The following is a 12,935-nucleotide window of genomic DNA, read 5'->3' on the forward strand; positions in this document are numbered from 1 at the left end:
GCGGAGCGTCACCTTCTGGCCAGAACTCGCCTACGCGGGCGCGGCGCCGCCGCCCCAGCCGACGATCTCCCGGCGCAACTCTGCCACGAACTCCCTTCCGTCCGCGGTCAGTTCACCACAATCGAGCAGGGTCGCGGCGGCCTCCAGCGTCCGCTCCCGCCAGTGCGCGTACTGCTCCCGCGCGTACGGCCCGCGCTCCACCCGCCAGAAGTCGGAGACGCCCAGATGCGCGTACGTCCCCTGCAGCAGCGCCCCCGCCGGCCTGGGGTCCGGCCGCCACGGCGCGTGGTAGCGGGCCCCGGAGTCCGGACCGTGCAGCGGTACGAGATCGAGCAGCGCCCCGAGTTGTACATGCAGGAACTCGTGGACCAGCGCCAGTGCGAGCCGCTCGGGGTCGGGCGGCAGCGACACCCCGACGGCGCCGTAGCCGCGCCGCACCGCGGAGGACACCCCCGTGCCGTCCGGGCGGGGGCGCAGCGGCACCAGTGTCGTCAGCCCGGCGGCGACGGCCTGCGCGTACCACGGGTGCCGGTGGGCCAGCACCCGCCAGGCCGCCCCCAGCGCCTCCTCCCAGCGCCGCAGCTCACCGGGGCCGAGCGGCCCGGGCACGGGCTCGCCGTGCGCCTCCCGGTACGGGCCGCGGTCGTCGATCCGCAGCGTGAGCCTCAGCCCGGCGGCCTCCACCGTCACGAGGTGGCCGGCGGCGTCCAGCAGCTCCGCGAGCCCGGCCAGCCACGGCTCCTCGGCCGCGCCCGCGTCCAGCCTCCGCAGGCACTCCGCGGCCCACAGGTCGACGTACGGCAGCAGCAGCGCCGCCTCCCAGCGTGCGCGCGAGTGGCGGCGCAGCCGCTCCAGCTCCTCGTACGTCCCGGCGAGGCCCGCCGCACGGGCGGCACGCGGCCTGCGCTCCTCGGCGGCCCGGCGCACCGCGCCCAGCAGCAGCCGCCGCTTGCTCAGCTGGCCGGCCCGCAGCACGGCGACGGCTCCCGCGCCTCCGCGGCCCCGGGCCAGGGCGCGGAAGGTCTCCCGGGCGATCACGTGCGGCCGGGTCACCGCGCCACCCCCAGGGCGGCGACGTCGCGGACGAGCGCGGCCCGGATGTGCCCGATGAGCGCGGCCATGTCGGGGCAGTACACCGTCGGATGGGCGAACGGATCGTCCTCACCGGCCTTGTACCGGTGGGCGTACAGGCCGCCCCCGCACACCCGCTCCAGCGCGCATCCGCCGCACACCGCCGACCGGCGGGGCGTGCGGAAGGCGGGGTGCCGGGCCACGTCCGCGAACGAGTGCCGGAAGACGTCGAGCCCGGTGGCGGCCGCCCCGTCGTACGCCACCTTGAGGCTGTCGGCCAGCTCCAGAGTGCCGTCCGTCTCCACCACCACCAGGTCCATGGGCCCGGTGCCGACGGCCTCGCTGCTCGCCCGGCCGCCCAGCAGCAGCATGATCAGCTCCTCGAAGAGCCGGATGCCGGTCTCGCGCCGCGGCGCGCCGTACCAGCGGTCGAAGACGGCACGGAGCCAGTCGGCGTACGGAGTCGGTCCGACGGCGCCGGAGCCCTCCGGGGGCCCGTGCGCCGCGCCCGGGGGCGCCGGCGGCAGGGGCCGCCGTCCGATGCCCGGCGGAGGGGCGCTCCAATTCCCGTGCGGCAGCAGCAAGTCCATGCGGGGCGGCGCGAACTCCAGCAGCGCCTCGTACGTCGCGACGGGATCATTGGCGAGATCGACGGTGCACAGCACCCCCGCGTACAGGTGCCGGTTCTCCGCCGCCCCGAGGGCCCTGAGCCCCTCGGCGACCGCCGCGTGGCTCCCCCGCCCGTCGCCGAACCGCCGGTTGCGGTCGTGGTCGCGGGCCGTCCCGTCCAGGCTGACCCCGACCCGCACCCCGTACCGGCGCAGGACCCCCATCAGCTCGGGGTCGCGCAGCAGCACCCCGTTGGTCTGCACGCCCAGCGCCACGTCGGCGCCGCCGCCGAGGGCGTCGCGCAGCACGCCCAGCGTCTCGTCCAGGTGCCGGGCGCCGACGAGCAGCGGCTCACCGCCGTGCAGGATGACGGAGATCGGCTCCCCGGGCCGTCGGTGAGCGGCGATGCGCCGGGCCACCTGCCGTACGGTCGCGGACTCCATCCGCCGGGGTTTGGTGCGCCAGCTCTGGTCGGCCGCCTCGTACACGTAGCAGTACGAGCAGGCCAGATTGCACCGTCCGTGCAGCTTCAGCAGAAACTGACGGGGCGTCACAACCCGTGCCGGCCCACTTCGACCAGGGCGGACCCGAACGCGGACACCGGCTCGCAGGAGGGATGGAGCGCGTCGTCCCGCAGCCGCGCCACCATGGCGCCGAAAACCGTGTCCGGCAGCTCGGCCAGCTCAGCGTCGCTCAGGTCGCTGACGTCAGCCAGGACCGAGACGAGCGGGGCGGGCGAATTGATCGCGTCCATGATCCCCTTACCGTTCACTTTGTGCCGGAGCATATAACACACAGTGCACGCCCGCCTGCGCACGCGGCACGCCTCCCGCCGGGATCCGGACGGCCCGGGACCGTTGTTCAGGCCCGGTCCGGGGGCGGGAGGAGAACCCGCGGGTTGAGCACGTCCCCCGGATCGAGGGCCGTCTTGACCGAGCGCATGAGCCGGATCTCGGCGGCGGAGCGGGACAGGTGCAGGTAGCGGGCCTTGGCCCGGCCCACTCCGTGCTCGGCGCTGATGCTGCCGCCGACGGCCGCGACCCGCCGGAGCACCGCCTTGGTGACCGCGTCCTCGTCCTCCGGCGCGACGTCCAGGAGGTTGACGTGGACGTTGCCTTCGGCCAGGTGTCCGAAGACGTACGCCCGGGCGCGGGCGCCCAGCAGGGAGGGCAGGCCCTCGACGAAGCCCGGGAGGTCGTCCAGGGGGACGGTGACGTCCAGCTTCAGGGGGATCCCGGCGGCGTTGACGGCCTCGGTGTGCCGTTCCCGGTAGGCGGCCAGGCGGCCCCGGTCGGCGGCGTGCAGGGCGACGGCCGCCTCGCGGACGGGCGCGTCCTCCAGCGCGGCGGCGAGTTCCTCGCCCGGATCGCGGCGGCCCGCGCACTCGGCCAGGAGATACACCGGGTGAGCGCCGCGGAAGGGGGCGGGCAGCCCGGTGTGCTCCAGCACCAGGCGCAGGCCGTCCGCGGTGAAGAACTCCGCCAGTTCCAGGGACTCCAGGCGGCGCAGGCGGGTGAGGACGGAGAGTGCGGCGTCGAGCGAGTCCAGGGCCAGCAGGGCCGTGACCCGCTCCGGGAGGAGGGGGACCAGGCGCAGCCGCGCCCGTGTGAGGACGGCCAGGGTGCCCTCGCTGCCGGCGAGCAGCTGGGTGAGGTCGTACCCGGTGTTGTCCTTGGGCAGCCCGGCCAGCCGGTCCACGACCTCGCCGTCGGCCAGCACCGCCTCCAGCCCGGCCACGTTCGCCCGGGTGGTGCCGTACCGGACGACGCGCTCACCGCCCGCGTTCGTGGCGATCATGCCGCCGATCGTGGCGGAGTCGCGGGCCGCCAGATCGACGCCGAAGTCCCAGCCCAGCGGCCGGAGGTGCCGCTGCAGCGCGGCCAGCGGCACGCCCGCGCCGACCGTGATCCGCTGGGCGCGGGGGTCGAGGGGACCGATGGTGTCGAGCCGGCGCAACGACAGGACGACGTCGGTGCCGTCGGGGCCGGGCACGGAGCCGCCGACCAGCCCGGTGTTGCCGCCCTGCGGCACGACGGCCGCTCCGGCGGCGGCGCACCGCCGCACCACCTCCACGACCTCCGCGGTCCCCCCGGGCCGCACGACCAGTCGCGCCCGCCCGGCCCAGCGCCCGGTGAAGTCGGTCTCGTACCCGGCACGCAGGGCGGGGTCGGCGAGGACGTGCGCGTCACCGACGACGTCCGCGAGCTGCTGCGCGAGCGGATCGGTATCGGGGGTGGTCATGGGGGGCCTGGCCCTTCTGTGGGTGCGGTGTGGGGGCTGCGCTGCGGGGCTGCGCTTGGGGGTGCTCTCTGGGGGCGGTCCTCCGCGTCGTCGGCCGCGGGGCGGTGAGTTCTTTGTACCGCGGGGCGGGCCGGCGAGGGCGGGCTCAGCCGTGCGGGCCGGGGGCGAGTCCGGGTCCCGGCCCAGCCTGGGTCCGGCCGGGGAGGCGGGGGCGCGGGGCCGAAGCGCCTGGGCTACCGGCGGGGGGGAGGGGCTCGCGGGCGGGAACCTGCGCGGGGTCTTGCGCGGGCACCCCTCGCCGCGCCACCGCACCGGGGAGGGCACCGCCCGGCCACCCCCTATCTCCCGGCGCCCGCGATTCCCCACCCGCTACACTGACGCCGGTACGCCGCACCCAGCGGCGCACGACCGGATCATCGGGCCCGTCCCGGTGGCCTCCCCGCCTCCGTAGCTCAGGGGATAGAGCACCGCTCTCCTAAAGCGGGTGTCGCAGGTTCGAATCCTGCCGGGGGCACACAGGTCAAAGGCCCACCACTTCCGGATTTTCGGAGGTGGTGGGCCTTTTGACATCCACTTCTGACATCAACGAGGGCAGTCACTGACGACCTGGATAAGTGCTCCGGCAGCGGAGCCCGAGCCCGATCACCGGGTCCGCCTCCGGGAGCAGGCTCGCGCACAGGACGGGGAGGGGCGTGATCGGGATCAGCATGCCGGACAGATGGCAGACCGTACGCTGAATCGAGCGGGATCGGGCCCGCAGCACAGTGTCCGGGAGGTGCTTCATGAAGGCCGAGATGGTGCCCCCGGCGTGGATGCATGAGCAGATCACGGCGGAGGAGTACGAGTCCTGGTCCGAGGAGCAATGCGCCGGCATTGAGATCGTGGACGGGATGGTCGTCGTGAGTCCGAGTGTGCCCGAGCGGCACAGCCGGCTGGCCCGGATTCTGGCGAACGCCCTGGACGCCGCCGCGGGCCCGGAGTGGAACGCCGACACGGACTTCGACGTCCGGCTTCAGGACGTCCCGCTCACCAATCGCCGCCCGGACGTCGTCGTGTACCGCGCAGACACGATCGACATCACCCCCACCCGCCCTGAGCACGTGCTGCTGGTCGCGGAGGTGGTGTCGCCAGGCCCGGAGACCACCGATCGCATCGTGAACGGCAAGGATTCGATCCCACTCCTAGAGCGGGTGTCGCAGGTTCGAACACTGCCGGGGGCACAGAGACACACCTCTTCAGATGCCATCCGCCCGATGGGGCGAGAGGGCGTCTGCGCTTGCAGGGGGCTTGCACCGACCTGCGGGCGACGCCGACCGGCTGACTGATGCTTCGAGTACCGCCTACTGCTTCTCTTCCCATGGGTTGACGACTGGAGCCCCGGTTCGAGCCATGTGCTTCATGTTGCGTGTAGCGACCGTCCAGCCGTTGGCCAGGGCAGTGGCGGCGATCAGTGCGTCCGGCGGGTCGATGGTGTTGCCTGCGGCCTTGAGCGTCTTGTGGATGGTCAGGTACGCGGCGGCTTCCGGTTCGCCGATCGGCGCGATGCGGTCGCGGTATTCATGCCGTACGGCAGCGAGAGCTCCGGCGTAGCGCGCCTGTCGTGCGGGGTCGGAAGTGGCGGCCACGCCGGCCTCGATCTCCGCCACCGTGATCACGCTCAGAAAGCGGTTGGGCCGGGCCGTGGACCGGAACCAGGCCAGGACGCGCGGATCGGGCGTCGCCCGGGTCGTGAGTTCGGCGACGACGTTGGTGTCGAACAGGTAGATCACTCGGTGTCCGACTGCTCGTCGTAGGAACGCGCGCCGAACTCCATGCCCTCGAACGGCCGGGAGAGCAGGAACTCCTCGAAGCCGTCGTTGCTCAATGTCACCCAACGGTGCAGCATCTCGGGCAGTGCCTCGATCTCCGTGTCGGCGAGCTCCGCGTCGAAATGCCGGCGCTGCCCCTCCGGCAGGGACTCCCGGATGTCGCGGATGGTCCGCAGCGGATGTGACGGCGAGCGCGGCGGGTGAGGCACACCGCTGGAAGCTGTGGTCATCGGCATCCCCTCCGCTTGATCAGTACCGTATCGGGCTGGTGCTCCCAGGCTACGGGTCCCGCCCGCCCACTCACAGCCGTGTCACCGGAGCGGACATCCTCCCGAGCCCAGGATCATCCTGACCGATGTGGTCCGGGGACTCCCCTCCGCGGCTTCCGGCAGCCCCTGTGTCACGAGCCCGCAGGTCACAACCTGGACGTCGCTCTCCGGTACGGATGGCGCCGTGGCTGAGTGCGTCAGTCGGCACCCGCGCCTCCTCGCCAAAGCAAGTCGACCTGACGGTCGGCATGGGCGACCCTGGTACCGACTGCACGGAGAACTACCTCGGCCTGGGCAGGAGCTTCCTGAAGTCGTGGGCGACACCGCTTGGTACGACCAGGACGCGCCCATGGGGAAAAGTGATCGGTTCCGCGGGTCGCCGGAGAAGATTCGCGACGTCGGCAAGTCCTGGCGGCACGCGGGCGCTCTCCTGCTGCGTGTTTTGGAGGATGCCCAGGCATACGCCGGGACCGCGGGCAAGGCGCACGCCGGCGAGGCGGCCAATGCGTTCCGCACCTACTTCAAATACTCCGTCGGCCTTACTTGCCCCCCTGCCAAGGCGCAAGCGCACGAACCATTGGTGACCAATCTTGTTGCGGCCTGTGTTCAGCTGGCCAAGGCGTGTGATCAATACGGAGACCACGTGGCAGCGGCGAAGGAGAAGATCCTCCATCACCAGATGGATCCGTTCGAGGTCGACATGCCGTGGGATCAGCCCATGTTCGGCGCGAACGGCTACGACGGCGGATTGCACGACGCGGTCCTCGCCGACCCGTGGATACGTGATCTGGGCGACGTAGCCCATGCCCTCGATTCTTCAGCCGCTCGAATATCGCTCCCCAGCCCGGAAAGCCCATCGGCGCCCGGCACTCCTTGGGCGCCGATCCTGCCTCCTCCGATCCGCGTGCCGATTCCCGTACCTGTCAGGATCGCCTCCCGCACCGGACAAGTGCCGACCCTGTTGCCCACGGTCAATCCCGTGGACCCAGGTATCGCCTTCGGCGACCCCATTCCTCCTGCACCCGGAACGACCCGGCTACTCACGGCCGTCGAGCAACAGCAGTTCCGTTCCTGGGCGAACACTCTCCGGCCAGGAGGCCTGGCGGGCGGCGGAGGTCCCAACGATCCGGACAACGCGTATCAGCTGCGTATAGCCGGATACCCGGAGCGGGAGGTACCACTGGCTGGAAGCCGGCGTGGCCTCATGGTGGATGGCGTACGACCGGTCGACGGATACCTCATCGAGGCGAAGCACGTCAGGGATCCGGATTGCCGGAAGAAGAGTTTCCGGTCCCTCGACCGCGTTGAGGAAACGCTGGCCAAGCCGGTCAAGGTGAACGAGAAGGGCAAGATCGCCTGGGATCCCGTGGTCGATTCCATATACGCGGGCGACGAGAAGGAGCTCATCCGCTACAAGCAGACCATGGCCAACCCGGCGAACCGCGAGGTCCGAGGCCTGGAGATCGTCACGAACGGCAAGGACAACGCCGCCTACTGGCAGTCCATGATGGCGATGACGGGTACGCAGGGTTCGACGCGATACGTGCCGTGAGAGCGAAGGAAGACTGTGTCAGCTGAACGGAACATCCGGACGAATTTCGGCTTCTACCCGCCCCAGGGGGGCGAGGGCTGGGGAGCGAGCCTCGAAGGCTTGGAGCGATCCCTGCGGCAGGCTTTCCCCGAGCACACCGTGACCTACCGGAAGTCGGGGATCCACCGTATGACCGTGCTCGACTTCGAAGTGGAGCTGGCGCCGGACGTATGGATCGATGGCACGGCAGCGCTGTCGGAAGGCGACTACTCCTACATCACCCTCACCGACGTGACGGCCGGTGAAGCTGCGGTCTTCGCCCAATGGCTGCGTGACTCGTTCGTGCCGTCCCCGCACCTCGTCCGGTTCGCGAGCAGTCTTGCCATGGCAAACGGGGAGCAGCTTCCGTGGCCCTTGCCGGCCGGGGGAGGTCTGGAGAAGATCGAGGCGGAACTGCACAGGCATCTGCAGTCCGTCGATGCATCTTGAAAGCGCTCGAGTGCGGGTACAGCGAGGTCTCGACGAATCGTGCGCGCCCACGCAGGAAGACGTATCGCGGGTATGGCGTCCCATAACAACACCGACACCGTGCCGGAGGGGCTGGATGCAGGAGCGCAGTGAAGCACATGGGGCGCTCGGCTGCGCCGAGGTCGGTGTCGAACACCGGGAGGCGATAGGCCGGCTGCGTGAGCTGGCCGAGCTTCTTGAAGAGGAGTACGGCAGCGTGACGGACGGCGAGGCGCAAGCAGCGTTGAACCGCATCGCTGCCATCGACAGGTGGCATGACGAGGAGCGGTCGCACCTCGACGAGAGTGAGTAAGCGACCGGCCGAGCAGACCCACTCGCAACGCACCAGGGGACTCGAAGCCGCGCGTCTCGGACCGGCGGTTCGTCCGGCCGGCGGCGTGTCCGGAAATCGGACGGGTTCCGGCACAACCCCGGCGGCCCGGCGCTCGTCTTCGTCAGGTGATCTCTGCGCCGCACCTCGGCGTGGGGTGTCGAGGACCAGGAGTCGCACAGTGAGAGTCATTGCCGTCCGCCGTACCGTTCTGGCCGCCACCGCGGTCTCCTTCGCGCTTCTGGCCACCGCCTGCGGTGGTGGTGACGGCGGGGCGACGAAGGGCGGCGCCACGTCCGGCGAGCAGGCGGCGAAGGCGTACACCGCCGCCGAGTTGGAGAAGCGGATGGTCGCCCAGGGCGACATCGACGGACACGACGTGAAGAAGCCGGGCAAGCAGGACGTCTCCGATCCTGCCGGGCTCTCCGTCGGGAAGGCCGAGTGCGAACCCGTCGCCCAGGCGTTGTCCGCCCTGGCCACGGGCAAGCCGGCGGCGAGCGTCCAGCGGCTCGTCGTCCACGAGTCCGCGGCGGCCAAGAAGGGCATGCCCTCCATGGAGGAGCTCGCGGAGATGACGGAGAAGGAGGCCCAGGAGGCGATGATCGACTCGCTCGACATCACCAAGACGCGGACCTCCCTCTGGTCCTACGACGCCGACGGGGCCGCACAGGCCCTGACCGCGCTGCGGGAGGCCGGCAAGAAGTGCGCCGGCGGCTTCACCATGACCATCGACGGGGAGAAGCAGCAGGTCACCAAGGTCAGCGAGGAGAAGCTCCCGGTCGGCGAGGAGGCCGTCGCCTGGACCGTGGGGACGAAGCAGGGCGACGCGACCGGCGACACCAAGGTCGTCGTCTTCCGGCAGGGTTCCACGCTCGCGGGCTTCTCGTCGTTCAACATCGCGGCGGTCTCCCGGGGCGAGGCCTTCCCGCAGCCGACCGCCGTCATCAAGGCGCAGGCGGCCAAGCTCGGCTGATCCGTACGCCTTCGGACGCACGCAGGGGCCCGTGCATGCGCGGCGTGGGCCTCACCGCGGCGGCCGGCCGGCCGTGAAGCCCTCTCCGTCCTGGAACTCGATCAGCACGTCGCTGTCCATGAGGTGGATCCAGCACTCGGGGCCGCAGTCCAGGATCTCGTCGGCACACCTGGCCGCCACCCGGGCCTCCAGCGCGATGGACGGCACCGCGAGATTGCCCCACCACACGACGGCCAGTTCGTCCCGGCCTGCGAAGGCGTGCAACAGGCTCCGCAGCTCCGCGCCGTCGTAGGCCGTGGAGCGCCGGAGCACCTCGGCACCGTGCCAGTCCAGACGGGTCGATCCGATGGAGCCGAAGCGATTGAGGGCGAGGGCGGCGCATGCCCGGTCCTCGGCGTAGGAGAGGACCATCGCGGCGTCGCCGGTGGCCTGCAGAACCGCCGCGATGGTGTCCGGCTGCGTGCCGTAAGCGGCCCCCGCGCTCATCGGAGGCCGATCGTCAGGCCGAAGGCGAGCGACAGGGAGGCGCTGAGGAGGAACCTGCCCGTCCTGAAGGGGCGGCGGCGGCTTCTGGCGTCCACGTACAGCCCCGCCCACGCGCCGAGCACGGCGCACGCCGCACCTACTGCTGCCTGAGGGTGGTGCTCGCCCTTCAGCGACAGCGAGAGGTGGATCGTGCCGATCGCTTGCACGGCCAGGGCGGCCAGCGTGAGGAACATGAGGATGCCGGCTCTGCGCTCGGCGGCTTCCCTCTCCGGCGTGACGATCCTTACGCGCAGGTACCGCGGCATTGCTCCCCGTCCGGTGCCGAAGGTGATGGTGATGATCGCCCCAGCAGCCTATGTGTCCGACGGCGGCCCGCCGTGCTTGTCATCGTCGGTCCAGCTCATCCGGGCCTACCGGCGGCAGGTCAGTTTCATCTGGGCCGCCCCGTGGTGGGCGCCCACCACCGAGGTGTCGCCCCAGTCGCGGCCGCGGTCGGAGAGCTGCACCGTGAAGGTGGGGGCCTTCACCGCGTAGGTGCCGACCTCCACCAGCGTGCCGCGGTGGACCGGCTGGCGGACGCCGAAGACGGCGTACGCGGACGACGGGTCGTCCGGGTCCTCCAGGACGCGGTAGAGCGTGGGGTTGCCGGCGGCATCGATGTCGCGCGGACCCTTCGGCACGAACACCGCCAGGGCGCAGCGTGCGAAGGACGTGCCGACCGGCCAGCTCCAGGTGGCCGAGCCCGTGCCGTCGCCGGTCACGCTGCCCGACATGGGCAGGGCCGTGAAGCGGCCGTCGCACGTGTCGTCGCGGTGGCCGCCGGAGGGGACCGTGTACCAGGCCGCGTCACCGTTCTCGATCCGGCCCTTCTCCCGGTACGTCGTCTCGCTCGTGCAGCCCGGGCCCGCCCAGGCCGTGTAACCGGGGGCGCCCGTCGGGGCGATGCGGGAGGGCAGGCTGCGCTCGGGTGGCGGGAGCAGGTCGTCACGGTCGTCGGCGGACGGCTCGCACGCCGCGAGGCAGGAGACGGCCATCACGACGACCGCCGCCAGTGTGGTGCGTTGGCTCGGCATGGGCGATCACTATGCACCGTCACTGGCGGTAACGGGAGAGTCAGCGCAGCTCCTCCGGGCACGGAGTGCCGCGCGGGAACATCTTGTACGGGGCAGCCAGCCGGTACACGCCCGGCTCGGGCGCGAGCAGTTCCGTCCACTCGTCGCCCTCCGCGTCCTCCTCCGCCTTCACCAGGCAGCCGTACACGTTCAGGTAGCTCTTCGGCCCGTCCTCCCGCTGCTTCGACTCCTCCGTCTCCTGCGGCGGTTCGACCTTCTTGCCCTCCGCGTCGAGCAGCGCGAGCCAGGGCGAGTACGGCACGCGGATCAGCACCCGGCCGGCCGACTTCAGCCGGATCGTCACCTCCCCCGCGCCCGCCCGCTCCACCGTCGCCGGCGGATCGGCCAGCGGAGTCGGGTCCTCGACCGCGAAGAGCTGCCAGTTCTCGTCGGTCCACACCGGCTTCAGGTACGGCAGCCCGTCCCGCACCAGTTCCGCCTCCTGCTCGGCGCCGACGTCGGGCTCGCCCGTGGGCAGCACCACGTAGTGCACGGCCCAGCGGTGCAGCCAGTCCCGGTACGTCGCCGAGTTGAGCGTGTCGTCGTAGAAGACCGGGTTGCGCTCCATGTCCGCCTGCCGGTTCCAGCCGCGCGCGAGGTTGATGTACGGGGTGAGCGCGGAGGCTTCCCGGTGGCTGCGGGCCGGCACGACCTCGACACGCGCCTTCTCCGCGCCGCGCCGCTGCAACTGGTTGATCAGCGGCGCCGCCTCGCGCGCCCACGACGCGTCCGGGGCCGTACGGATCACGTCGTCGGCGCTCTTGTAGCCGATCCAGCAGTTGAGGCCGGCGAACGCCACGACGATCGCGTACCAGGGCCGCGTGCGCGGAGCCGCGTACGGCAGGGCGGCGAGGAGGACGACACCCGCGAACAGCATCGGCAGGCGCGCCACGTTCGACCCGATCTGCGAGTCGACGATCCACGTCAGCAGGGTGCCGAGCGCGTACACCGCCGCACCCGTGCGGACGGTGCGCCAGTCGGCCGGTACGAAGACGAAGACGAGCACACCGAACGAGAACGGCAGCAGCGTCGAGGCGAACGACATCGGCTGCGTCCCGGAGAAGGGGAACAGCCACGACGACAGGGCCACGACGGCGACCGGCGCGAGACCCAGCGCATACGCCCCGGGTCGCCGCTTGTTGAGGAACAGCGCCGCCGCCGCGACGCCCAGGAACAGCCCCGCCACCGGGCTCGCCGCCGTCGCCAGCCCCGCGAGGGGCGCGGCGACCGCCGCCTTCGCCCAGCGCTTGCGGCGCCAGCGGTACGGCCAGCAGAAGACCGCCGCCACCGCGCCGAGCGCGAACATCATGCCCAGGCCGAAGGTGACCCGGCCGGACAGCGCGTTGCACAGCAGCGCGAAGACCGCGGCGAGCGCGCACGCCGTCGGGTTGCGGACGGCCCGGACCCGGACCAGGATCAGCGCGGTCAGCGCCGCGGACGCGGTCCCGGCGATCATCATCGTCGTCCGCACGCCGAGCAGCGACATCAGGTACGGCGAGACGACGCTGTACGACACCGGGTGCATCCCGCCGTACCAGGCCAGGTTGTACGCGGAGTCGGGGTGCCGTCCGACGAACTCCGCCCACGCGTCCTGCGCGGCGAGGTCTCCGCCGCTGTTGGCGAACGCCAGGAACCAGACGACGTGGGTGAGGGCGGCGAGCGCGGTCGCGACGGTGACGGGGTGGCGGAGCAGCCTCCGCCGGCGGGCGGCGCGCGCCGCAGCCGTGGGGGTGGTGGCCGTGGAGGTGGTGGCCGCCGGCTGCCGTGCCGGCCGTGCGGCGGCACGGGCGGCTCCCGTACCGGCTCCGTTTCCGGCGCCGTCCGCCAGGTGCCCGCGGGCGGGCGCGGGGACGGTCACGGGCACGGGCACGGGCACGGGCCCGGGTTCGACTCCCGGCTCCGCGCCGGAAGGCGGGTCGCTGTCCGCGCGTGTCGGCTCGGTCGTGGTCACTGCGGCTCTCAGTCCTCTGCGTCGTCCCCTCTGCGAAGACGCCGCC

At 71.7% G+C, this 12,935-nt stretch carries 15 protein-coding genes and 1 tRNA gene; 6 read left to right on the forward strand and 10 right to left on the reverse strand.

Going from position 1 to position 12,935, the window contains the following annotated elements:
- Positions 1-30: 30 nt before the first annotated feature.
- From IH00_RS38910 to IH00_RS0112900, 4 genes are all read right to left on the reverse strand, one after another.
- Positions 31-1,053: an aKG-HExxH-type peptide beta-hydroxylase gene (locus IH00_RS38910; RefSeq protein WP_031072889.1), complete on the reverse strand. Its 1,023-nt coding sequence runs from the start codon at positions 1,051-1,053 to the stop codon at positions 31-33.
- Complete coding sequence (locus IH00_RS0112890) at positions 1,050-2,234, reverse strand: FxsB family cyclophane-forming radical SAM/SPASM peptide maturase (protein WP_039946864.1); 1,185 nt, start codon at positions 2,232-2,234, stop codon at positions 1,050-1,052. The genes IH00_RS38910 and IH00_RS0112890 overlap by 4 nt, the downstream gene beginning before the upstream one ends.
- Positions 2,231-2,467, reverse strand: a complete 237-nt coding sequence (gene fxsA / locus IH00_RS0112895; protein ID WP_031072894.1) for an FxSxx-COOH cyclophane-containing RiPP peptide — start codon at positions 2,465-2,467, stop codon at positions 2,231-2,233. The genes IH00_RS0112890 and fxsA overlap by 4 nt, the downstream gene beginning before the upstream one ends.
- Positions 2,468-2,541: 74 nt before the next feature.
- Complete coding sequence (locus tag IH00_RS0112900) at positions 2,542-3,921, reverse strand: FAD-binding oxidoreductase (RefSeq protein ID WP_031072896.1); 1,380 nt, start codon at positions 3,919-3,921, stop codon at positions 2,542-2,544.
- Between the two features lie 441 nt (positions 3,922-4,362).
- On the opposite strand from IH00_RS0112900, the gene IH00_RS0112905 reads away from it, so the two are divergent.
- Together IH00_RS0112905 and IH00_RS0112915 are read left to right on the forward strand one after the other, a co-directional pair.
- A tRNA-Arg gene (locus IH00_RS0112905) sits at positions 4,363-4,435 on the forward strand.
- Between the two features lie 268 nt (positions 4,436-4,703).
- Positions 4,704-5,246 (forward strand): Uma2 family endonuclease, encoded by a 543-nt coding sequence (locus tag IH00_RS0112915; RefSeq protein WP_234334839.1) that lies wholly within the window; start codon positions 4,704-4,706, stop codon positions 5,244-5,246.
- A gap of 15 nt (positions 5,247-5,261) precedes the next feature.
- Here IH00_RS0112915 and IH00_RS0112920 read toward each other — a convergent pair whose 3' ends face one another.
- Positions 5,262-5,690 (reverse strand): type II toxin-antitoxin system VapC family toxin, encoded by a 429-nt coding sequence (locus IH00_RS0112920; RefSeq protein ID WP_031072899.1) that lies wholly within the window; start codon positions 5,688-5,690, stop codon positions 5,262-5,264.
- Positions 5,687-5,959 (reverse strand): hypothetical protein, encoded by a 273-nt coding sequence (locus IH00_RS0112925; RefSeq protein WP_031072900.1) that lies wholly within the window; start codon positions 5,957-5,959, stop codon positions 5,687-5,689. Before IH00_RS0112925 ends, IH00_RS0112920 begins: the two co-directional genes overlap by 4 nt.
- Positions 5,960-6,311: 352 nt before the next feature.
- On the opposite strand from IH00_RS0112925, the gene IH00_RS40155 reads away from it, so the two are divergent.
- From IH00_RS40155 to IH00_RS0112945, 4 genes are all read left to right on the forward strand, one after another.
- Positions 6,312-7,550, forward strand: coding sequence for a restriction endonuclease fold toxin-2 domain-containing protein (locus IH00_RS40155; RefSeq protein WP_078887719.1), 1,239 nt, complete (start codon positions 6,312-6,314; stop codon positions 7,548-7,550).
- 168 nt (positions 7,551-7,718) lie between these two features.
- Positions 7,719-8,018, forward strand: coding sequence for a hypothetical protein (locus tag IH00_RS0112935; RefSeq protein WP_158827798.1), 300 nt, complete (start codon positions 7,719-7,721; stop codon positions 8,016-8,018).
- Positions 8,019-8,133: 115 nt separating this feature from the next.
- Positions 8,134-8,349, forward strand: coding sequence for a hypothetical protein (locus IH00_RS37280; RefSeq protein ID WP_234334840.1), 216 nt, complete (start codon positions 8,134-8,136; stop codon positions 8,347-8,349).
- A gap of 199 nt (positions 8,350-8,548) precedes the next feature.
- Complete coding sequence (locus tag IH00_RS0112945; RefSeq protein WP_031072906.1) at positions 8,549-9,340, forward strand: hypothetical protein; 792 nt, start codon at positions 8,549-8,551, stop codon at positions 9,338-9,340.
- Positions 9,341-9,391: 51 nt separating this feature from the next.
- On the opposite strand, the gene IH00_RS0112950 is transcribed toward IH00_RS0112945, so the two are convergent.
- The 4 genes from IH00_RS0112950 to IH00_RS0112965 form a co-directional block, all read right to left on the reverse strand.
- The gene (locus tag IH00_RS0112950) at positions 9,392-9,826 is read right to left on the reverse strand and encodes a hypothetical protein (protein ID WP_031072908.1); all 435 of its coding nucleotides are present in this window, start codon (positions 9,824-9,826) and stop codon (positions 9,392-9,394) included.
- Positions 9,823-10,131: a hypothetical protein gene (locus tag IH00_RS0112955; protein WP_031072910.1), complete on the reverse strand. Its 309-nt coding sequence runs from the start codon at positions 10,129-10,131 to the stop codon at positions 9,823-9,825. The genes IH00_RS0112950 and IH00_RS0112955 overlap by 4 nt, the downstream gene beginning before the upstream one ends.
- A gap of 105 nt (positions 10,132-10,236) precedes the next feature.
- Positions 10,237-10,899 carry a hypothetical protein gene (locus tag IH00_RS0112960; RefSeq protein WP_052411365.1) on the reverse strand — a complete coding sequence of 221 codons (663 nt, stop codon included), beginning with the start codon at positions 10,897-10,899 and terminating at the stop codon, positions 10,237-10,239.
- Between the two features lie 40 nt (positions 10,900-10,939).
- Positions 10,940-12,889, reverse strand: coding sequence for a DUF2029 domain-containing protein (locus tag IH00_RS0112965; protein WP_031072914.1), 1,950 nt, complete (start codon positions 12,887-12,889; stop codon positions 10,940-10,942).
- Positions 12,890-12,935 lie beyond the last annotated feature (46 nt).

The sequence above is a fragment of the Streptomyces sp. NRRL S-118 genome, from assembly GCF_000716335.1.
GTDB lineage: Bacteria > Actinomycetota > Actinomycetes > Streptomycetales > Streptomycetaceae > Streptomyces.

Coding starts and splice junctions, on each gene's coding strand:
- fxsA (WP_031072894.1), bottom strand. CDS start 2,467: ATGCTCCGGCACAAAGTGAACGGTAAGGGGATCATGGACGCGATCAAT.
- IH00_RS0112900 (WP_031072896.1), bottom strand. CDS start 3,921: ATGACCACCCCCGATACCGATCCGCTCGCGCAGCAGCTCGCGGACGTC.
- IH00_RS0112915 (WP_234334839.1), top strand. CDS start 4,704: ATGAAGGCCGAGATGGTGCCCCCGGCGTGGATGCATGAGCAGATCACG.
- IH00_RS0112925 (WP_031072900.1), bottom strand. CDS start 5,959: ATGACCACAGCTTCCAGCGGTGTGCCTCACCCGCCGCGCTCGCCGTCA.
- IH00_RS0112935 (WP_158827798.1), top strand. CDS start 7,719: ATGACCGTGCTCGACTTCGAAGTGGAGCTGGCGCCGGACGTATGGATC.
- IH00_RS37280 (WP_234334840.1), top strand. CDS start 8,134: ATGCAGGAGCGCAGTGAAGCACATGGGGCGCTCGGCTGCGCCGAGGTC.
- IH00_RS0112950 (WP_031072908.1), bottom strand. CDS start 9,826: ATGAGCGCGGGGGCCGCTTACGGCACGCAGCCGGACACCATCGCGGCG.
- IH00_RS0112955 (WP_031072910.1), bottom strand. CDS start 10,131: ATGCCGCGGTACCTGCGCGTAAGGATCGTCACGCCGGAGAGGGAAGCC.
- IH00_RS0112960 (WP_052411365.1), bottom strand. CDS start 10,899: ATGCCGAGCCAACGCACCACACTGGCGGCGGTCGTCGTGATGGCCGTC.